The 19,683-nt window shown below is 66.8% G+C and carries 23 protein-coding genes and 1 tRNA gene; 4 read left to right on the forward strand and 20 right to left on the reverse strand.

Annotation, left to right across the window (positions count from 1 at the left end):
• Positions 1–80: 80 nt before the first annotated feature.
• Positions 81–848, forward strand: a complete 768-nt coding sequence (locus tag AC5P6S_RS01790; protein ID WP_495204441.1) for a CPBP family glutamic-type intramembrane protease — start codon at positions 81–83, stop codon at positions 846–848.
• Between the two features lie 92 nt (positions 849–940).
• A complete protein-coding gene (locus tag AC5P6S_RS01795) occupies positions 941–1,363 on the forward strand; it encodes a response regulator (RefSeq protein ID WP_005414268.1) in 423 nt (140 codons plus the stop codon).
• 8 nt (positions 1,364–1,371) lie between these two features.
• Here AC5P6S_RS01795 and AC5P6S_RS01800 read toward each other — a convergent pair whose 3' ends face one another.
• Complete coding sequence (locus AC5P6S_RS01800) at positions 1,372–2,310, reverse strand: alpha/beta hydrolase (protein ID WP_044570750.1); 939 nt, start codon at positions 2,308–2,310, stop codon at positions 1,372–1,374.
• Positions 2,311–2,392: 82 nt separating this feature from the next.
• On the reverse strand, positions 2,393–3,247 hold the full coding sequence (locus AC5P6S_RS01805) for an alpha/beta hydrolase (protein WP_049396254.1): 855 nt from the start codon (positions 3,245–3,247) through the stop codon (positions 2,393–2,395).
• Positions 3,248–3,421: 174 nt separating this feature from the next.
• On the opposite strand from AC5P6S_RS01805, the gene AC5P6S_RS01810 reads away from it, so the two are divergent.
• Positions 3,422–3,760 (forward strand): hypothetical protein, encoded by a 339-nt coding sequence (locus tag AC5P6S_RS01810; protein WP_012481065.1) that lies wholly within the window; start codon positions 3,422–3,424, stop codon positions 3,758–3,760.
• Positions 3,761–3,835: 75 nt separating this feature from the next.
• Here AC5P6S_RS01810 and AC5P6S_RS01815 read toward each other — a convergent pair.
• Positions 3,836–3,911, reverse strand: a tRNA-Lys gene (locus AC5P6S_RS01815).
• Positions 3,912–4,089: 178 nt separating this feature from the next.
• Between AC5P6S_RS01815 and AC5P6S_RS01820 the strand changes: the two genes are divergently transcribed.
• Positions 4,090–5,046: a DUF2268 domain-containing putative Zn-dependent protease gene (locus tag AC5P6S_RS01820; protein WP_235643734.1), complete on the forward strand. Its 957-nt coding sequence runs from the start codon at positions 4,090–4,092 to the stop codon at positions 5,044–5,046.
• 187 nt (positions 5,047–5,233) lie between these two features.
• Here AC5P6S_RS01820 and queC read toward each other — a convergent pair whose 3' ends face one another.
• The 17 genes from queC to AC5P6S_RS01905 form a co-directional block, all read right to left on the reverse strand.
• Complete coding sequence (queC, locus tag AC5P6S_RS01825; RefSeq protein ID WP_012481067.1) at positions 5,234–5,899, reverse strand: 7-cyano-7-deazaguanine synthase QueC; 666 nt, start codon at positions 5,897–5,899, stop codon at positions 5,234–5,236.
• Between the two features lie 78 nt (positions 5,900–5,977).
• Positions 5,978–6,679 carry a 7-carboxy-7-deazaguanine synthase QueE gene (gene queE, locus AC5P6S_RS01830; protein ID WP_111117709.1) on the reverse strand — a complete coding sequence of 234 codons (702 nt, stop codon included), beginning with the start codon at positions 6,677–6,679 and terminating at the stop codon, positions 5,978–5,980.
• Positions 6,680–6,818: 139 nt separating this feature from the next.
• The gene (gene ybgF / locus AC5P6S_RS01835) at positions 6,819–7,637 is read right to left on the reverse strand and encodes a tol-pal system protein YbgF (RefSeq protein ID WP_005414274.1); all 819 of its coding nucleotides are present in this window, start codon (positions 7,635–7,637) and stop codon (positions 6,819–6,821) included.
• A gap of 3 nt (positions 7,638–7,640) precedes the next feature.
• Entirely contained in the window at positions 7,641–8,159 is a 519-nt protein-coding gene (gene pal / locus AC5P6S_RS01840; RefSeq protein ID WP_005410748.1) for a peptidoglycan-associated lipoprotein Pal, read from the reverse strand.
• Between the two features lie 64 nt (positions 8,160–8,223).
• On the reverse strand, positions 8,224–9,543 hold the full coding sequence (tolB, locus tag AC5P6S_RS01845) for a Tol-Pal system beta propeller repeat protein TolB (RefSeq protein WP_005418511.1): 1,320 nt from the start codon (positions 9,541–9,543) through the stop codon (positions 8,224–8,226).
• Between the two features lie 283 nt (positions 9,544–9,826).
• Positions 9,827–10,882, reverse strand: coding sequence for a cell envelope integrity protein TolA (gene tolA, locus AC5P6S_RS01850; RefSeq protein ID WP_005410750.1), 1,056 nt, complete (start codon positions 10,880–10,882; stop codon positions 9,827–9,829).
• Positions 10,872–11,300 carry a protein TolR gene (gene tolR / locus AC5P6S_RS01855; RefSeq protein WP_005410751.1) on the reverse strand — a complete coding sequence of 143 codons (429 nt, stop codon included), beginning with the start codon at positions 11,298–11,300 and terminating at the stop codon, positions 10,872–10,874. The genes tolA and tolR overlap by 11 nt, the downstream gene beginning before the upstream one ends.
• A gap of 24 nt (positions 11,301–11,324) precedes the next feature.
• Positions 11,325–12,104: a protein TolQ gene (gene tolQ, locus AC5P6S_RS01860; RefSeq protein WP_005410752.1), complete on the reverse strand. Its 780-nt coding sequence runs from the start codon at positions 12,102–12,104 to the stop codon at positions 11,325–11,327.
• Positions 12,105–12,114: 10 nt separating this feature from the next.
• On the reverse strand, positions 12,115–12,546 hold the full coding sequence (gene ybgC / locus AC5P6S_RS01865; RefSeq protein ID WP_012481069.1) for a tol-pal system-associated acyl-CoA thioesterase: 432 nt from the start codon (positions 12,544–12,546) through the stop codon (positions 12,115–12,117).
• Positions 12,536–13,576, reverse strand: a complete 1,041-nt coding sequence (gene ruvB / locus AC5P6S_RS01870) for a Holliday junction branch migration DNA helicase RuvB (protein WP_005410754.1) — start codon at positions 13,574–13,576, stop codon at positions 12,536–12,538. The genes ybgC and ruvB overlap by 11 nt, the downstream gene beginning before the upstream one ends.
• Positions 13,577–13,959: 383 nt before the next feature.
• Positions 13,960–15,879, reverse strand: coding sequence for a potassium transporter Kup (locus AC5P6S_RS01875; protein WP_062605804.1), 1,920 nt, complete (start codon positions 15,877–15,879; stop codon positions 13,960–13,962).
• Positions 15,880–15,928: 49 nt separating this feature from the next.
• Positions 15,929–16,522 carry a Holliday junction branch migration protein RuvA gene (gene ruvA, locus AC5P6S_RS01880; RefSeq protein WP_005410756.1) on the reverse strand — a complete coding sequence of 198 codons (594 nt, stop codon included), beginning with the start codon at positions 16,520–16,522 and terminating at the stop codon, positions 15,929–15,931.
• Positions 16,523–16,535: 13 nt separating this feature from the next.
• Entirely contained in the window at positions 16,536–17,057 is a 522-nt protein-coding gene (gene ruvC / locus AC5P6S_RS01885) for a crossover junction endodeoxyribonuclease RuvC (RefSeq protein WP_005410757.1), read from the reverse strand.
• A gap of 105 nt (positions 17,058–17,162) precedes the next feature.
• Complete coding sequence (locus AC5P6S_RS01890) at positions 17,163–17,894, reverse strand: YebC/PmpR family DNA-binding transcriptional regulator (RefSeq protein WP_005410758.1); 732 nt, start codon at positions 17,892–17,894, stop codon at positions 17,163–17,165.
• A 209-nt stretch (positions 17,895–18,103) separates the two neighbouring features.
• The gene (locus AC5P6S_RS01895) at positions 18,104–18,736 is read right to left on the reverse strand and encodes an esterase/lipase family protein (protein ID WP_049396250.1); all 633 of its coding nucleotides are present in this window, start codon (positions 18,734–18,736) and stop codon (positions 18,104–18,106) included.
• A 75-nt stretch (positions 18,737–18,811) separates the two neighbouring features.
• A complete protein-coding gene (locus AC5P6S_RS01900; RefSeq protein ID WP_005410760.1) occupies positions 18,812–19,333 on the reverse strand; it encodes a GNAT family N-acetyltransferase in 522 nt (173 codons plus the stop codon).
• Positions 19,334–19,364: 31 nt separating this feature from the next.
• Positions 19,365–19,682: a hypothetical protein gene (locus AC5P6S_RS01905; RefSeq protein WP_005410761.1), complete on the reverse strand. Its 318-nt coding sequence runs from the start codon at positions 19,680–19,682 to the stop codon at positions 19,365–19,367.
• Between the last annotated feature and the right edge of the window lies 1 nt (position 19,683).

Raw genomic sequence — 19,683 nt, forward strand, 5'->3', positions numbered from 1 at the left:
GATGGCACAGGGACTTCCGGCGTGTGCCCACATGCGTACCGCGGGGCACACTGCGCCCTTGTTCCGCAGGGAATGCGTACATGACCGTGTTGTCCCGCCTGCCCACCACCGCACGCCTGTTGCTGGTGCTGCTGGGCGTCGGCCTTGGCCTGAACCTGCGCGATATCGCCGCGGCCATCGGCACACCGATTCCCGCACTGCCCTTCCCCTATGGCGGCAGCCTGTTGGACAACGCGCTGGCGGTACTGGCGGCACTGCTGCTGGCCGCGCTGCTGCGGCCCCGTGACATGGGCCTGCTGGCCAGCCTGGGGCTGCGCGGCAACGGCTGGAGCGGCCCCATGTGGGTGCTGCTGGCCAGCCTGCCGTGCTGGCTGGGCCTGGCGCTGCTCGGAACACCGAACAGGGCACTGAATGCACTGGATGCCGCCATGCTGGCGGTGCTGTTCCCGCTGGCCGAGGAAGTGCTCTTCCGCGGCCTGGGCTTCGTGCTGCTGGTAAAGATCGTGCGCGGCCCCTGGCCATGGCTTGCACTGCCGCAGGCGCTGTTGTTCGGCATGGTGCACTGGCTCGGCTTCGGCGGGTTCGACGGTGGCGGCATCGCGCTGTTCGTCGGCGCGGTGATCGCCCTGGGCGGCTTCATCTTCGCCTGGCTCGACCACCTTGACGGCAACACGCTCTGGTGCGGCCTGGTCCTGCATGTTTCGATGAACCTGGCCTGGAATGTGTTCAGCCTCGATGACGCCCTCGCATTGGGCTGGCAGGCCACCAGCCTGCGCATCGGCACCGCCCTGCTCGCGGTCGCGGTGCTGGCCTGGCACGTGCGGCTCCGGCGCCAGAGAGGCCTGTAACGCCCGCTTAGCTTGCCGTGCACGTCGGGATCACTACCGGCTTGCGCATACTTGCGCGCCTTTTCACCGTTGCTGTCCGGAGTTGTCGCGTCATGTTGCTGTCCAAGCGCCACGTTGAACCCCGCGTCCTGCTTATCGAGGACGCCGAGGAAACCCGCGAACTGAGCCGGCTGGCGCTGGAAAGCCAGGCCTGCCACGTAGTGGGCGTGAGCTCTGCCGAAGCGGCGCTGGGCCTGCTGGCCGCCGGTGAGCGTTTCGACCTGCTGTTCACCGACGTGAATCTGGGCGCGATCAGTGGCATTGAAGCCGCCAACCGGGTCCGTGGCCTGTATCCCCAGCTGCCGATCCTGGTGACGTCGGGCATGGACCAGCACCAGGTGCTGCCGCAGCTGCGCGACGGCATCCATTTCCTGCCCAAGCCGTACAACATGAGCGAGCTGCTCGACGCCATCCGGCTGTGCTTCCGGCACGCCGATGTGGGCGTGTTGACCGGGCCGGATGCACAGGCGGCCTGAGGCATTCATCAACCGCTGCTGTACGGTCCGGTACCCGGGAACACCTTCAGCAGTGCGCGGGTGATCATGTCCGGGTAGACGGTGAAGTGATCCTCGTCATCGATCACCATGTTCTCCACCTTCAACGATCGCCCGCTGCTGCGCAGCTGCTCGGCGAATTCGGCGTTGTGGCGCAGCATGTCGTTGCGGGTGAAGTAACGCGGTTCGGGCTTGACCGTTTCAAAGCTGCCCACCGACAGCACCACCGTGGTCGACTGCGCCGGCGCCTTGGCTTCGGCCTGCATGCGCGGCACCCGATGGTCGTCGAACCACAGCGATGGGCTGGACAGGATGTAGGTGCGGAACATGTCCGGGCGCGTGGTCAGCACATAGGCGCCGAACAGGCCACCATAGGAATGACCCGCATAGGCACGCCGCGCCGGATCGGTGCGGTAGCGCGCATCGATCATCGGCAGTACCTGCCCAGCGAGGAAATCGCGGTAGTGCGCCGCGCCGCCGTAGCTGACGTCATCGCTGTAATCACGCGGATCGGTACGCGCCGGGTCGCTGGGCGTGTAATCGCGCGAGCGGCTCTGCTTGGAGGTCAGGCCTTCCTGCGGCGGCAGCCCGACCAGGATGAAATCCTCGATGTTGACGCCCTTCTGCCCGACCATGTTGCGCACGCTGCGCACCAGCGGGAAGCTGTACAGCGCATCGGTCACGTACAGCACCGGGTAGTGCTTTTCCGGATGCGCCGCATAGTCGGCCGGCAGCGCCACCCAGACCGGATAGTCGCGGCCGACCGGGTCGTGCACGCGCAGCGCTTCGGTGTCCGGCAGCACCACACCCGGCGTGGCAGTCGGCGCACTGTCCTTCGCTTCACTCTGCATTGCGGGCGGCGCCACCGACATCGCACAGCCACTCACGGCCAGGCAGGCCGCCACACTCCATCCACGCACACGCTGCATCCACACGCTCCCGTTGCGGGCGGCGCACCCGATGGCGCCGCTGCCGCATCGTTGCATGGTGTGCAGGCGGGTACCAGTGCGGTCAGGGCGAGGCCGGCGGCGGCGCCGGGAACAGCGTGCGCAGCGCCTGCAACGCGGCCGGATGATAGATCGTGGCGTGGGTTTCCTCCGGCAACGGCAGGTACTTCACCAGCGGCGACGGCGACGCCTGCTGCAGCAGCGTGGCCAACTGTGCGGCAGAGGCCGCCAGCTCCGGCTGACCACTGCTGGCCAGGAACACGCGCGGCTGCGCACGCGTCACCGCCGGCAGCTGTCTGGCCGCCCCGGCCAGCATTGCACCACGGTTCCACCACAGGCTGGGGTCCAACGCGATATAGCTGTTGAACAGCGTAGGCTCCTGCAGCAGCGTCTCGACCACGAACAGGCCGGCCAGCGACTCGCCGATCAGCGCGCGCTCCTCGGTGGTCGGGTAACGCTGGCGCACCTGCGGCATCAGTTCATCGCGCAGGAAGGTACGGTAGGCCGCCGAGCCGCCGATGCGCGGTGCGATCTTCTGGTCCTGCGGGTCCTTGCTGGGGCCGGTCATGTCGCGGCGGCGCTCGGTGTTCTCGATGCCAACCAGCAGGAACGGACGCATGCTGCCGTTGCCGCTGAGCACCTGCACCAGCCCGGCCACATGCAGGAAGTCCTCGCCGATGCCGCCGTCGGGCATGTAGAGCACCGGTAGCGGTGCCTTCGGGTCCCGCCCCCACGGCTGCGGGCGGTAGACGTTGATACGACGGGTCTCGCCCAGCGCCTTCGACTCGATGGTGAAGGTCTCGCCGATGACCAGCGGCGTGGCGGCGGCGGGCGACGCGGATTCGGCGGCCATCAGCGGCGCGGCGGAGACGACGGACAACAACAGCGACAGCGACAGCGACAGCACGATCAGACGCATGGGACGGCCCATCCTGGGAAAGATGCCGAGCATAGACCGCCGGAGGCACTGTCGTTCGCGGCACTTTGCCGATCTGCCGGAACTGGAGCACCATGGAGCCGGTGATGGTCATGCAACGGGCACCTTGGCTCAAGGACTGGTCGCCGCCACGCTCATATCCACAAGGAGGTTCCCATGTTGAGTGTATTGATCGCCACCACCCTTGCCGCCGCCTCACCGCAGTCCAGCAGCACTCCGCCAGCATCCGCAGCGTATGCGGACTGCCTGCTCGCCCACCTCCAACCGGGATTGTCCGACCACGCGATCCCGCTGCTGCAGCAGGCCTGCGTCGCGAAGTATCCGGAGAGCTACGTCGCATATTCAGAACTGGAACGCCGGATCAGCGCGCAGCGCCGGGCTGACTTTGACGCGGCTCAAGCGGAAGCCGTGCGTTCCGCGAATGCGGCAGCGACGGCCGCACAGCAAGCTGCCGACGCGGCGGCCGCAAAAGCCAAGGGAATGCGGGCGAACTAGAGGCCACGGACCAGGGCAACAAAAAAGGCACCGCATTACGGTGCCTTTCTGAATGACCTGGGTCATTGGATGCAATGGTGGGCCGTGAAGGATTCGAACCTTCGACCAAAAGATTAAAAGTCTTCTGCTCTACCGACTGAGCTAACGGCCCATTGCACTGCCCCAGCCTTTCGGCGGGGTGGGCATTCTACCCTACTTTACCGGGCCGGGTGAAACCCTGGTGCGTCGAGGTTGCCGGCCAGCGGCCGGCACTACCCGATCTGGTGAGCCCGCTTAAACCTTCTGGGCCTCACGCGCATCCCAGCTGTGATTCCTGCCCGGAGCCACGGATGCGCCTGCCCTTCTGCCTCATTGCCGCCCTGTTGCTGCCCTGTGCGGCACTGGCCGCCCCATCCCAGGTCGTCACCGACGACATCGGCCGCTTCTGGGCCACTTATGACGCTGTGCGCGCCGAGCCCGACGTTGAACGCCAGGTCGCACTGGTGCAGGAGCGCTACATCGATCCAGGCAGCCCCGGCCTGCATGCGCTGATGCAGGTCCGTAACTACACCGCCCGCGAATACGCCGAGGCCATGCGTGCGTGGCCGCGCTTCTGGACGTCGGTACGCCCATTGACCGCCAACGCGCAGCAGGCCAGCGCCACACTGGAACGGGACCTGGCCGCCTTCCGCACGCTCTACCCCGCCCTGCGCCCGGCCACCATCACCTATGCCGTGGGCGTGCTGCGTACTGGCGGGACCACGCTGGGTGACAAGGTACTGATCGGTGCGGAGATGGCGCTGGGCGATGAGCGCGTGGACGTGAGCGAGTTGCCGGCGAAAATGCGCGATCGCCTGCGGATCTTCTATGACAGCCGTCCGGGGGCGAACAACGCGCAGAACAACCTGCACGAGTACGTGCATACCCAGCAGCGCGAGACTACCGGCAGCCTGGCGCAGTACGCGGTGCGCGAAGGCGTGGCGGAGTATGTGGCCGAACGGCTGAGCGGGCGTCGGCTGGCGTTGCCGCTGTACAGCTACGGGCCCGCGCACGAAGCGGAAATCCGCACGCGTTTCGTCGCTGAAATGGACGGCGGGGATCTGGACAACTGGCTGTACAACAGCGCCCGTAATCCGTTCGGGGTGGGTGATGTGGGGTACTACGCCGGCTACCGCATCGCGCAGGAGTACATGCGCCAGCAAGCCGACGAGAAAGCCGGTGTCGCGCGGATGATCGAGCTGGACTATGCCGATCCGAAGGCGGTGCGGATGTTTATTGAAGCGTCGGGGTGGCTGCGGCAGCGGTAGCGCCGGGCCATGCCTGGCGGGTCAGGGAGTGCGAACCAACGGTTCGCACCCACCAGAGTCAGACCTACCCGGCGGGTCGGGGAGTGCGAACCAAGGTTCGCACCCACCGAGGAGCAGTTCGCACCCACCATCTGGGAATTCACACCCATCAGGGAAGCCGGCCAGCGGCCGGCACTACCAGGGGCGATCAGGCGTACAGCGTCGGGTCCGGCACGCCGGCTTCGGCGAAGCCCTGCGCGCGCAGGCGGCAGGCATCACAGTGGCCGCAGGCGGCGCCGTTGGCGTCGGCGTTGTAGCAGGACACGGTCAGGCCGAAGTCCACGCCCAGGCGCACGCCTTCGCTGACGATCTGGCCCTTGCTGAGGAACTGCAGCGGCGCGTGTACCTTGATGCCCGCACCTTCCACGCCCGACTTGGTGGCCAGGTTGGCCAGCGCCTGGAACGCGGCCACGAACTCGGGGCGGCAGTCCGGATAGCCGGAATAATCCACGGCGTTGACGCCGCAGAAGATGTCGTTGGCACCGAGCACTTCGGCCCAGCCGAGGGCCAGCGACAGCATGATGGTGTTGCGCGCCGGTACGTAGGTGACCGGAATGCCGGCACCGCCGGCCTCGGGCACGTCGATGTCGTCGGTCAGTGCCGAGCCGCCGATGCTGCGCAGGTCCACGTCCACGATCTTGTGCGCGACCACGCCCTGGGCCTTGGCCACGCGGGCGGCAGCATCCAGTTCGGAGGTATGGCGCTGGCCGTAGCGCACGCTCAGGGCATGCACGGCGAAGCCCTGTTCCTGGGCCATGGCGATGACGGCGGCTGAATCCATGCCGCCGGAGAGAAGCACGACTGCCTTCTTCATGGGTAAAACATCCGGTTGGGAGGGGAAAGCCAGCACGCTGTCCCGCGCCGGAGCTACATCAGGGAACGCCGCGCGGGCTCATCGGCCCGGCTCGTCGTTCCACAGGATTTTATGCAACTGCATCTGGAAGCGCACCGGCAGGCGGTCTTCGACGATCCAGTCGGCCAGCTGCCGCGCGGTGATCTCGCCCTTGCTGGGCGAGAAGAACACGGTGCAGCGCTTCACCAGCTCGTGCTCGGCGACCAGGGCCTTGGCCCAGTCGTAGTCCCCGCGGCTGCAGATGACGAACTTGATCTGGTCGCGTGCGGTCAGCAGCGGCAGGTTTTCCCAGCGGTTGCGCGCCACTTCGGCAGACCCCGGGGTCTTGATGTCGACCACGCGCGATACACGCGGGTCCACCGCGCTGACGTCCAGCGCGCCGGAGGTTTCCAGCGAGACGTCCATGCCGGCGTCGCACAGCTTCTGCAGCAGCACCAGGCAGCGTTTCTGCGCCAGCGGCTCGCCGCCGGTCACGCAGACGTGGCGCACGCCCTGGGCCAACACCTCGGCCACGATGTCGTCGATGTCCCACCAGGTGCCGCCATGGAAGGCATAGGCCGTATCGCAGTACTGGCAGCGCAGCGGGCAGCCGGTCAGGCGCACGAACACGGTCGGCCAGCCGGCGGTATCGGCTTCGCCCTGCAGCGAGGTGAAGATCTCGGTGATCTTCAGGCGCGGCAGCGGCGACTGCACGATGTCGCTGGGGGTGGCGACGGCGTTGGACGGGGTAACGGCGGTCATGGCAAACAATTCTTCATGGGACGGGCGACCGATTTATCGGCGCCGGAAACGAAAGCAGCCGAGCATGGGCTCGGCTCTACAGGAGGCTGCCGGAAATCAGCCCGGCGCCAGGGTACGCATTGTACGCCCGGTCAGCGGATCAACGGATCTGCTTGCCGAGGCGGATGGACTGCAGCCGATCCTGGGCGGTGCGCGCGGCGTCCGAGCCCGGGTACTGCGCCACGACGCTCTCCAGCGTCTGCTGGGCCTGGTCGACCTTGCCCTCGCCATACTGCGAGAGGCCAACCTTGAGCAGGCCGCCAGCGGCCTTGTCGTGGGTCGGATAGCGCGCGAGCAGTTCACGGAACTGGGTCTCGGCCATCGGGAAATTGCGGGTGGCGTAGTAGCTCTCGCCCAACCAGTACAGCGCGTTCGGCGCGTAGACGCCGTTCGGATACAGCTGCAGGAAGCTCAGGAAAAGCTGCGCCGAATCATCGTACTTGCCGGCCTTCAGCGAGTCGAAGGCGACGTTGTAGGAGGTGCGCTCGTCGCCGGTGGCGGCAAGGCTGCCGGCATCACCATGGACGGAAGGCGGCCGCTCGGAAGTGGCCGCCGCTGCGGGCTTTGCCGGGGCCGGTGCGGCCTTCGGCGCGCTCGCCGGAACGGGCGGCAGGGCCGGGGCCGCATTGCCCCCTTCCAACCGGTTCAGGCGGCTGTCCAGATCCAGGTACTGGTCCTGGGCGGACTGCTTGAGCTGGGCGTTGTCGTGCTGCAACTGCTCGATCGAGGCCTGCAGGCTGGTGACCTGCTGCCGCAGCTGGTTGATCTGGTTCAACAGGTCCTGGTTGGCACTGTTGTTGTACATCTGCTGCTCGAGCGCGCCGACACGGTCAGCCAGGCTCTGTCGCTGTGCATGCGCCGGTGCGGCAGCCACGAGGGCTGCCGCAACGACCAGCATCAGTTTGATGCCAATGCGCATGGATTACTGCGCGGTGTAGACGATTTCGACGCGACGGTTCTGCGACCAGCAGGACTCGTTCGACTCGGTGCAGACCGGACGCTCTTCACCGTAGGAAACGACGGTCAGCTGCGAAGCCGAGCCACCGTTGGCCTGCAGGGCCGAGTTGACGCCGTTGCCACGACGCTCACCCAGGGCCTGGTTGTACGCGCGCGAACCGCGCTCGTCGGTGTGACCCTGCAGGGTGATGCGCGAGGACGGACGGTCACGCAGGTACTTGGCGTGGCACGCCATGATGGCCTGGAATTCCGGCTTCACGTCTTCCTTGTCCAGGTCGAAGTAGACAACGCGCTGGCGCAGGCAAGCGTCGGTATCCAGGTCGCCCGGGCCGTACAGGCCCGAGGTCGACGGACCGGTCGGGGTGGTGGTCGAGGTGCCGGTGTCGACCGGGGCTGCCGGCTCTTCCTTCACCTTCTTCGAGCAACCGGCCAGGACGGCCACAGACAGCAGGGAAACAAGCAGAACGCGGGTGGACTTGTTCATGGCGATACCTTTGTGGCTCCTAGGCCGATGAGGGGTTCAAGACAACGAAAATATTAACACTCTTTTAGCGCTGGGTACGGTATGGGGACCATGCCGGCTCGCGCACATCACCATCGGCCAGGACCAGGCGCTGGCGAACCCGCGCATCGGCCGAGACGGCATACAACACACCACGGCCACCTTCGCGGGCGGCGTACAACACCATGCTCGCGTTGGGCGCAAAGCTCGGCGATTCATCCAGCGAGCCCGGGGACAGCGTGCTCCAGCGCGGCGAACCCAGCGAGCTGTCCATCATCGCGATCTTGTAGCTGTTGCCCGAGCCCTGGGCGACGGCGATCTTCTTGCCGTCGTAGGACACCGAGGGCTTGGCATTGTAGTTGCCCTGGAAGGTCACGCGCTCGGCGCTGCCGCCGCCCGCGCCGACCTTGTAGACCTGCGGACGGCCGCCGCGGTCGGAGGTGAAGTACACCGCGCTGCCGTCCGGCGCCCAGGTCGGCTCGGTATCGATGGCGAAGTGGTTGGTCAGCTGGGTCAGCTGCTTGCTGCCCAGGTCCATCACGTAGATTTCCGGGTTGCCCGAACGCGACAGGGTCAGGGCCAGCTTGCGGCCGTCCGGCGAGAACGCCGGGGCGCTGTTGATGCCGCGGAAGCTGGTGACGAGCTCACGCGCGCCGGTACCGATGTTCTGGATGTAGATGGCCGAATTGCCACGCTCGAAGCTGACGTAGGCCAGCTTGCTGCCATCCGGGCTCCACGACGGCGACAGCAGCGGCTCGGCCGAACGCACGATGGTCTGCGGATTGAAGCCATCGGAGTCGGCCACCATCAGCGCGTAGCGCATGGCGTCGCCCTTGCCGCTGGCGGTCACGTAGGCGATGCGGGTCCAGAAGGCGCCGCGCACACCGGTGATCTTTTCGTAGATGGCGTCGGCCATCTGGTGGGCAACGTCGCGCATGGCGTTGCCACGGGCGGTCATCGCCAGGCCCAGCAGGCGCTCGCCCTTGGGTACGTCGAACAGTTCGTACTCGACGCGGTAGGCGCCGGCACCGGCGTCGAGCACGCGGCCGACCACGATGTAGTTCTGCTTCAGCGCGCGCCAGGTGGCGAACTGGATGTCGCCGCCGCGCACCGGCTTCTCGACGATCTGCGCTTCGGGCAGCGTACGGAACTGGCCCGAACGCTCCAGGTCGGCACGGACCACGCCGGCGACGTCGGTCTGCGGTGCAGCCGACGACCCCTGGTAAGGCATCGGCACGATGGTGATCGGCAGCGCGGAAGCATTGCCGCCGATGATGTCGATATCCAGCCCCTTCTGCTGCGCGACGGCAGCAAAGGGCAGCAACAGGGCCGCAAACACGGCAAGCCAGCGAGGCATCTTTTTCATGGAGCGCTCAATAGGGGGAAACCGGAACGAGGGATAACAAAGCGGCAGTGAACCGCTTCGCAATCATGAACCAAGGGTACGTGAATTCCGGGTCAGTTCCAGCCCGTCCTCTCACGCACCGTTAACGTCGTGGCTAACATCGCGCCCATGTGCCCCGTCACGCCGCCCTGCGGGGCGGTGTCCGACAGCAGCCCACAGCCTGCCCGGCCGAGACCTGGCCTGCCAGAGGCAAGCGCGACATCCGTGGACGCGGGCAGCGGAGAGCCACCCTGCCCTGCCCGCCTCAGCGATCCTGGGCGGTGAAGGTGAAGTTGAGCGTGCGTGCGAACACCGACTCGAAGCCGCGGTACGGCAGCGGCTGCGCGTTGAGCACGGCGGCCTCGATCGAGCGCTTGCCGGCCTCGTCGTACGGGCAGTTCGGGCTGACCTTGGCCTGCATCACCGTACCACCCGGAATCTGGGTGATGGTGATCTGGCAGCGCTGGCCCAACGGCACCGTATCCGGGCGCACCCACTGCGACAGCACCTTGGCCTGGATGGCGGCTGCGTACTTGGCCGAAAGGTCGTCGCTGTTGCCACCGCCACCGGCGGCCGGCTGCGAGGCACCACTGGAACCGGCAGCGGCACTGCCGGCGGCATTGCGCGCGGCGGCCACCTGGCGCAGCTTCTGCTCGGCCAGCTTGGCTTCCTTCTCGGCCTGCTCGCGGCGGGCACGGATCTCGGCGATCTTCTTCTGCTTCTCGGCCTCGGCCTTGTCAGCGGCCACGCGCTCCTGCTCGGCCTGCTTCTTCTTCTCGTCCGCTTCCTGCTGCTTGGCCAGGCGCAGCTTCTGCTCGGCTTCCTCCTGGCGCTTGCGTTCGGTCAGGTCGATCTGTTCCTGGCGGCGCTTGGCTTCCTGTTCCTGCTTGGCCTTCTCCTGGGAGATGGCCAGCGCACTCACCGCTTCCTGATCCTTGGTATCCGGCTGCGCGACACGCTCCTGCGCCTGTTGCTGCTGCGGCGTGGGGGCGTCCTGTGGGCGCGGTTCCGGGATCGGCTGCGGCGGCGGAATGGTGTCTTCCGGCACCGGGATGGGCTCGGCCACCGGCGGCGGCAGGTCTTCCAGCTTTTCCGACTGGCGCAGGGCCTGGCGCGCAGCGGAGGCCTCCGACGCGGACAGCGCCAGGCTGGCCTCGACCGACGGATCGCCGGCGGCGGCGTCGGTGTTGCGCTCGGGCGACCAGAACCAGGCCACGATGAAGACCAGCGCGACCAGCAGGTGCACCAGCAACGCCAATGCCAGGGGCAGGCCCCAGCCGGGTTCGCGCTGATGCGGGGGTGGCAGGGCGTCAGCGTGCATCGGTGGCCAGGCCTACCTTGTCTACCTTGGCGCGCTTGATCACATCCATCGCGGCAATGACCTTTTCATAGGCCACGGCACGGTCGGCGGCGACGATCACGCGCACGCCCTTGTCCTGGGCGGCGATGCCGGCCAGGCGGCCTTCCAGTTCCTCGGCCGACACGGCGGTCGGTTCCTTGGCATCGGGCAGCTTCAGGCTGAGCTGGCCGTCCTGGCGCACCGAGACGATCACCGGGTCCTGCTTGCTCTCCAGCGCCTTGGCGTTGGACTGCGGCAGGTCGACGTCGAAGCTCAGGGTGAGCAGCGGCGCGGTGACCATGAAGATGATCAGCAGCACCAGCATGACGTCGATGTAGGGAACGACGTTGATTTCCGATTTCAGCTTGCGGCGCTTGCGGCGACCGATGGCAGCGGACATGGCTTGGACTCCCGGGTCAGGCGCTTACTCGTCGCCAGCGCTCTGGCGCTGCAGGATGGAGCTGAACTCTTCGGCAAAGGTCTCGAACCGCACCGACATGCGCTCAACGCGCGTGGTGAAGCGGTTGTAGGCCCACACCGCCGGGATCGCCACGAACAGGCCGATGGCGGTAGCGAACAGTGCCTCGGAGATGCCCGGCGCGACGGCGGCGATGCCGGCCTGCGCACCACTGCTGATCATGTCGTGCATGGTCACCATGATGCCGAACACGGTGCCGACCAGGCCCACGTACGGCGCGGTCGAACCGATGTTGGCCAGCAGTTCCAGGTTGCGCTCGAGCTGGTCCACTTCGCGGGTATAGGTGGTGCGCATCGCGCGCTGCGCGCCTTCCAGCTGTGCGCGGCCATCCAGGCGGCGCTTGTCACGCAGGCGGGTGTATTCGCGGAACCCTGCTTCGAAGATGGCTTCCAGGCCGGTCACGCTGCGGCTGCGGTCGGTGGCCGCGCTGTACAGCTTGCCCAGGTCCGCGCCGGACCAGAAGCGGTTCTCGAACTCGTCGGCTTCGCGGGTGGCCTGCTTGAACACGCGGGCCTTGCGGAAAATGATCACCCAGCTGACGAACGAGCCGACCAGCAGCAGCAGCACGATGATCTTCACCGGCAGGCTGGCCTTGGCCATCAGTTCGAGGTAGTTGATGCCGCCGCCGGTGGTGGCCTGGGCAAGGGTCTGTGTCGCGGCGTTGCTGACGTCGGCCGGCAGTGCCTCGGTGACCGTGGCCTGCAGGGCCAGGAGCGTTGCGATCATCCGTTGTTCCTCAGTGTTCGGATTCGGGGTGGAGGTGGGGTTGCAGCACGGCAAGGACGGCCTCGTCCATGCCACGCGGGCGGAAACTGGCCGCGTCCAGTGCGGCGATGCGGACCTGGGCCGACAGCAGCAATTCGCCGTCGCGCAGGATCTGCTGGTCGAAGACCATGCTGGCCTTCTTCAGCTGGACCAGACGGGCGCTCACCTGCAGGGTGTCATCCAGCCGTGCCGGCCTGATGAAATCCATCTGCATCGAGCGCACCGCGAAGATCATCCCGTGCTCGGCGCGCATGCGCTCCTGGCCGTAGCCGAGCGAACGCATCCATTCGGTCCGGGCCCGTTCCATGAAGGCCACGTAGCGGGCGTGGTAGACCACCCCGCCAGCGTCGGTATCTTCCCAGTAAATGCGTGTCGGCCAACTGAATAGTGGCTCAACCGACATCGGGAACCTCCGCGAACAGGTCCTGCGGCGGGTTCTTCGGCTTCAGACCCATGTGCCGGTAGGCTTTGTGGGTGGCCATGCGGCCACGCGCGGTACGCACCAGGAAGCCCTGCTGGATCAGGTACGGCTCGACCACGTCTTCCAGGGTGCCACGCTCTTCGGACAGCGCCGCGGCCAGCGATTCGATGCCGACCGGGCCACCATCGAAGTAGTCGACCATGGTCTTGAGCAGGCGCCGGTCAAGCTCGTCGAAGCCTTCCGGGTCGACCTTGAGCATCTTCATCGCGGCCTGGGCTACGGGCTCGTCGATGTGGCCACCGGCCTTGACCTGCGCGTAATCGCGCACGCGTCGGAGCAGGCGGTTGGCGATACGCGGGGTACCACGCGCGCGGCGCGCGATCTCCCCTGCCCCATCGGCGGTGCAGTCGATGCCGAGGATGCTGGCGGAGCGGCGCACGATACGGGTCAGTTCCTCGACGCTGTAGAACTCCAGGCGCTGGACGATGCCGAAGCGGTCGCGCAGCGGCGCGGTCAGCAGGCCGGCGCGGGTGGTGGCGCCGATCAGGGTGAACGGCGGCAGGTCGATCTTGATCGAGCGGGCGGCGGGGCCCTCGCCGATCATGATGTCGATCTGGAAATCTTCCATCGCCGGGTACAGCACTTCCTCGACCACCGGCGACAGGCGATGGATCTCGTCGATGAACAGAACGTCGTGCGGCTGCAGGTTGGTCAGCAGCGCAGCCAGGTCGCCGGCCTTTTCGATCACCGGGCCGGAGGTCACGCGCAGGGCCACGCCCAGTTCGTTGGCGATGACATGGCTGAGGGTGGTCTTGCCCAGGCCCGGCGGCCCGAAGATCAGTACGTGGTCGAGCGCGTCGCCACGCCCCTTGGCCGCCTGGATGTAGATTTCCATCTGCTCGCGCACCGGCACCTGGCCGAGGTAGTCGGCAAGGCGCTTGGGGCGGATGCTGGCGTCGGCGGCGTCATCCTCGCGGGTGGCGCCGGCGCCGATGATGCGGTCGTCGGTCATGTGCTGATTATGCGGCAAAAGTACGGGTTTCGGCCGGGCTGCGCCCGGCACCCGCAGAGGCAACTGCAACAGCAACTGCCGGAGCAACAGCCAAAGCTGGCTTCCTGGGGGATGGCGGGGTGGGTCCGCTTGCGGGGGACGCTGCAAGTACGTCCATGTAAGCTCGGTCGCCGCATCCATGCGGCTCACGCCCCCCGCAACCGGACCCACCCCGCCTTCGACAGATCTGCGCAATCTGCCGGAATGGCATGGCCTGTTCTTGGTGGGTGTCGACCTTGGTCGACACGGTAGATCCACACCGTGCGTGGATGGCGCTGGATGGAACGAACCGAACTCGGGGTCAGAGCCCTTTTCCTGCGGAAAAGGGATCCGACCCCGCGCGGTCAGATCTCCACCTGCGCGCCGAGTTCCACCAGGCGGTTGCCCGGAATCCGGAAGAAGCCGGTCGCGGGCGCGGCATTCCGGTGCATCAGCGCGAACAGCTTGTCGCGCCAGATCGGCATGCCGCGGTTGGCGGTGGCCACAATGGTTTCGCGGCTGGCGAAGAAGGTGGTGTCCATCGGGTCGAAATAGATGCCACCGTGGTCACACGAGCGCATCAGCGCCAGCGGCACGTCCGGGGTTTCCATGAAACCGAAGCGCACATAGACCCGGTAGAACTCGTCGCCCACCGATTCGATCTTCAGCCGCTGCCCTTCCATCGCATAGGGAATGGGCAGGGTTTCCACGTGCAGGAACACGTTGCGCTCGTGCAGCACCTTGTTGTGCTTGAGGTTGTGCATCAGCGCGTGCGGGGCCACGGTCGGGTCGGCGGTGAGGAACACCGCAGTGCCCGGCACGCGTACCGGCGGTGCCAGCATCAGGCCCGGCAGGAAGGTGTCCAGGCGGATGCCGTCCTTGCGGATCTCATCACGCAGCAGCTCGCGGCCACGCCGCCAGGTGCGCATCATGGTGAACAGGAAGATGCCCAGCACCACCGGGAACCAGGCGCCCTGCAGCAGCTTGGCGCCGTTGGCGATGACGAAGCCGAGATCGATGATGAAGAACACCACGCACAGCGGCAGCAGCCAGCCACGCGACTTCGGCCACAGCGAACGTGCCACCACGGCCAGCAGCAGGGTGTCGATCAGCATCGTGGCCGACACCGAGATGCCGTAGGCCACGGCCAGGTTGGACGAACTGCGGAACGCCAGCACCAGGCCGAACACCATCACCGCGATGCCCCAGTTGATGCCCGGGATGTAGATCTGGCCGATGGTGTCGTGCGAGGTGTGCTTGATGCGCATGCGCGGGATGTAGCCCAGCTGCATGGCCTGGCGCGAGACCGAGAACGCGCCGGTGATGACCGACTGCGAGGCGATCACCGCCGCCATGGTGGCCAGGATGATCATCGGGTACAGCGCCCACGAGGGCACCGCCTCGAAGAACGGGTTCTTCAGGGCCTCGGGGTGGTTGAGCACCAGTGCGCCCTGCCCCAGGTAGTTCAGCACCAGGCACGGCAGCACGAAGAAGTACCAGGCGTGGCGGATCGGGCGCAGGCCGAAGTGGCCCATGTCCGCATACAGCGCTTCGCCGCCGGTCACCGCCAGCACCACTGCACCGAGAATGAAGATGCCGTGCCAGCCGTGCTCCATGAAGAAGCGGATGCCCCACCACGGGTTGAAGGCCTTCAGCACCTCGGGCGCATCGACAATGTTGTAGATGCCGATCACCGCCAGCGATACGAACCAGATCGCCATGATCGGGCCGAACGCCTTGCCGATCTTCTCGGTACCGAAGCGTTGCGCGGCGAACACTGCCAGCAGCACCACCAGGGTGACCGGCACGATGAAGACATGCAGTCCGGGTGCGGCCACCTCCAGGCCTTCGACCGCACTGAGCACGGACATGGCCGGGGTGATCACGCCGTCGCCGAAGAACAGCGAGGCGCCGAAGATGCCGAGGATGCCCACCACATAAGCCGAGCGCGAGCCATTGCGCAGCGTGCGCTGGGTCAACGCCATCAGCGCCATGATGCCGCCCTCGCCATCATTGTCGGCGCGCATGATGATGGTGACGTACTTCAGGGTCACCACCAGGTTCAGCGCCCAGAAAGCCAGCGACAGCACGCCCAGCACGGTATCGTGGTCGCTGTTGAGCCCGTAGTGCGGCGAGAACGCCTCCTTCAGGGTGTACAGCGGGCTGGTACCGATATCGCCGAAGACCACGCCGATCGCACCGATGACCAGCGCCAGTCCTCCAGCGGAGGGGGCGTGGCCATGGCCGCCGGGGGCGGCTGCGTGCGGGGTTTGACTGCTGGACATGGGACTCCTGGCGAAGCTCAGGCGGTTTGTTGAAGGAAAGGAAGGCGGATCAACGCAGCGCCGACTGCAGCGCCTTGCGGATCACGGTGGCCACTTCGTCGCCTTCATTGAAGGCATCACGGGCCATGCGCGCGGCTTCGGCCGGCTTGTAGCCCAGCTGCTGCAGGGCCACGGTGGCGTCGGACAGCGGATCGGCCGGGGCCGGGCCGCTGCCGGTGGGCAGCGCGCCGCCGGCACCGAACTGGGCCGCGCGGTCACGCAGCTCCAGCACCATGCGCTCGGCGGTCTTCTTGCCGATGCCCGGAATGCGGGTCAGCGCGGTGATGTCACCGGCCTGGACCATGCGCGCAAACTCCTCGACGGTGACGCCGGACAGCACGGCCAGCGCGATCTTCGCGCCGATGCCACTGACCTTCTGCACGTCGCGGAACAGGCGCCGCTCACCTTCACGCAGGAAGCCGTACAGCGAGACGCTGTCTTCCTTCTGCGAGTAGTGGGTGTACAGGGTGACCTCGCGGCCGAGCTCGGGCAGGTCGTAGAAGGTGCTCATCGGCGCCTCCAGTTCGTAGCCCACTCCGTTCACGTCCACCACCAGCCACGGCGGCGCCTTGTAGGCGACGATGCCGCGCAGTCGACCGATCATTGCGTGCAGCTCCTCATTTGCGGCCCCATGCCTGGCGGGCACTGAGCCCCAGGCGGTTGGCCGTCGCCCTTACGTGGGCATGGGTGATCGCCACCGCCAACGCGTCGGCCGCGTCGGCCTGCAGCTTGATTTTCAGGTTGAGCATGAGCCCGACCATGTGTTGAACCTGTTGCTTTTCGGCGCCACCGCGCCCGACGACCGCCAGCTTGATCTCGCTGGCAGCATATTCGTGCACCGGCAGGTCGCGCAGCACCACCGCCGAGATCGCCGCGCCACGGGCCTGGCCCAGCTTCAATGCCGAATCGGGGTTGCGGGCCATGAACACGCGTTCGATGGCCACTTCCTGCGGCTCATACTCGCGGCACAGGTCGGCCAGGCCCAGCACCAGCAGCTTCATGCGCTGCGGGAAGTCGTCAGCGCCCAGCAGCACCAGCGGCTGGTGGTGCACGTAGCTGACGCGGCCGGTGGCATCGACATCAATGATGCCGACCCCGGTCCGCTGCGAACCGGGGTCGATGCCGAGGATGCGGGTCATGCTGCACTCCTGGCGGGGCGGAACGGAATGCGCTGGCAGGCGTATGGGCTCATGACTGTCCGCGGTGACCGTTCAACGGCCCGCGCCCAGGCCGTCGAAGACGGCTCAGGCGTAGGCGTCGGCGCCGAGTTCGGCGTTGGAATACACGTCCTGCACGTCGTCCAGGTCTTCCAGCATGTCCAGCAGCTTCTTGACCTGCAGGGCGACCTCGCCCTCGACCTTGATGTCGTTGTCGGCGCGGAAGGTGATCTCGGCGTGGTCGGCGACATGGCCAGCGGCGGCCATCGCGTCCTTGACTGCGCTGAACGCGTCAGGGCTGGTGACCACATCGATCGAGCCATCGTCCGGATAGACCACGATGTCATCAGCGCCGGCCTCGATGGCCGCCTCGGTGATGGCTTCCTCGTCGGCACCCGGGGCGAAGCTGAGCACGCCCAGGCGCTTGAACATGAAGGCCACCGAGCCTTCGGTGCCCATGTTGCCGCCGCACTTGCTGAACGCATGGCGGACATCGGCCACGGTGCGCACGCGGTTGTCGGTCAGGCAGTCGACGATCACGGCCACGCCACCCGGGGCATAGCCTTCGTAGCGGATTTCCTCGTAGTCGACGCCTTCCAGTTCACCGGTGGCCTTCTTGATGGCGCGCTCGATCACGTCCTTGGACATGTTCACGGCCAGGCCCTTGTCCACCGCCACGCGCAGGCGCGGGTTGTTGTTGGGGTCGCCTCCACCGCCGCGCGCGGCAACGCCGATCTCGCGGATGATCTTGGTGAAAATCTTGCCGCGCTTCGCGTCGGACGCGTTCTTGCGGGCTTCGATGGAGGGGCCTCTACCCATGGGTGCTACCGTCTGGCTGCTTCAGGATCAAGGCGCGGATTCTACCTGATCGGGGACGGCAACCGTGTCTAGGGCGGAGAGATGCCGTCGGGCATGGCCCGGCGAAGCGCGTGCGAACCAACGGTTCGCACCCACCGAGGTAGTCCGGTCGCACCCACCAGGGCAGGACGGTTCGCACCCACCGAGCCAGGGCGGTCGCCCCTACCAGATTACGCGGCGGCGGCGTCGCGGCTGTGGTCGAACTGGCCGTGGCGCAGGAAATGCGCGGTCTGCCGCGCGGCATCGGGCGACACGACCAGGCCGCTGTGGCTGGTGCGCACCACGCAATGGTCGGCCAGGCCCGGCAGGCGGGTCTCGGCCAATGCCACGGTGCCGTCGGAGGCATCGTCGATGGCGCCCAGCAGGCTGCCCAGCCCATGCGGCACCGAACCGGCGATCAGCCCGACCTCGGCCTTGCCCTGCCAGTCCGGCAGGCCGTCCAGCAGCAGCTCGCTGCTGCGCCCCAGCGCCAGGCCCCAGCCATGATCGGACAACGAGCGCGCGGTGCCACTGCCGCGCAGCGGCGAGCCCAGGCAGACCACGCGCTGCACCGGCAGCTGCGGATTGCGCCGCAGCGCTTCCAGCGCCAGCAGCCCGCCCAGGCTGTGGCCGACCAAACTCAGCGGGCCGGCGTCGGCCAGCCGCTCCAGCAGCTGCGGTACGGCCACGTCCGGGCCACCGAACACCGAGGAATAACCAAACGCGTGCACCTGGAAGCCGCGCGCGCGCAGGCGCCAGGCCAGCGGTCCGACCCAGGCGCGGGCATTCCAGATGCCATGCAGCAGCAATACGGGGGGAGTCATGCAAACAGCCTGGCGGTCAGCGGGGCAGGAACGTACGGTGATTGAACACGCGCGCGCAGCAAGCGGCAGTGAACATCAGGCCGCGCGCGGTGCGCGGCGCAGGATGAATTCGAGATCGTTCGTGTCGCCCACCGGGAACAGGTATTCGCCGGCCTTCTCGAAACCGTAGCGGGCGTAGAAGCGCTGTGCGCCGAAGTTCTCCGACCACACGCCCAACCACAGGGTGCGCGGGCCCTCGTGTTCCAGCCAGGCCAGCGCGGTTTCCAGCAGGCGGCTGCCCCAGCCGCAGCTTTGCTGCGTCTTGATCAGGTACAGGCGCTTGAGTTCGCCGTCACCGGGCTTCACGTCCGGGTGCGGCAGGCCACAGGGACCGGCGGCGGCATGGCCGACCGCCTCCCCGTCCAGCTCCAGTAGCCACACCGCGTAATCCGGGTGGGCCAGGATCACGCGCTGGCGCTCGACCGTGTAGGCCTCCTCAAGGAAGGCCTGCAGGTCCTGCGGCGGATACAGATGGCCGAAGGTTTCGGTGAACGTGCGGGCAGCCAGCGCCGACAGGGTCGGCGCGTCGTCCACGGTGGCGCGGCGGATGGAATACATGCAGCAAGTTGACGTCAGCGCGAAGGGACGGTCAAGCCTTTTCCGACGATTCCGCTTCTTCGTCTTCCTCGTCCTCTTCCTCGTATTCCTCTTCGTCCTCGTCTTCTTCGCCTTCCTCGTCCTCGTCGTACTCTTCCTCTTCGTCGTCCTCGTAATCCTCGACGCCGAAGTCTTCTCCATCCCAACGGCCTTCGCCGTCGGCGACGAAGGTCAGGGCCATCGCGGCCGGGTTGGTACCGACGCGGACCAGCCAACCGCCGAACACGCGTGCACGCTCGGTGACCAGGTTGGCCTCGGAGCCTTCATTGCCCAGCTTTTCCCACTCCAGCGAAAACGCAAACTCGGTCATT

The sequence above is a fragment of the Stenotrophomonas sp. YJH_SMC_119 genome, from assembly GCF_059368315.1.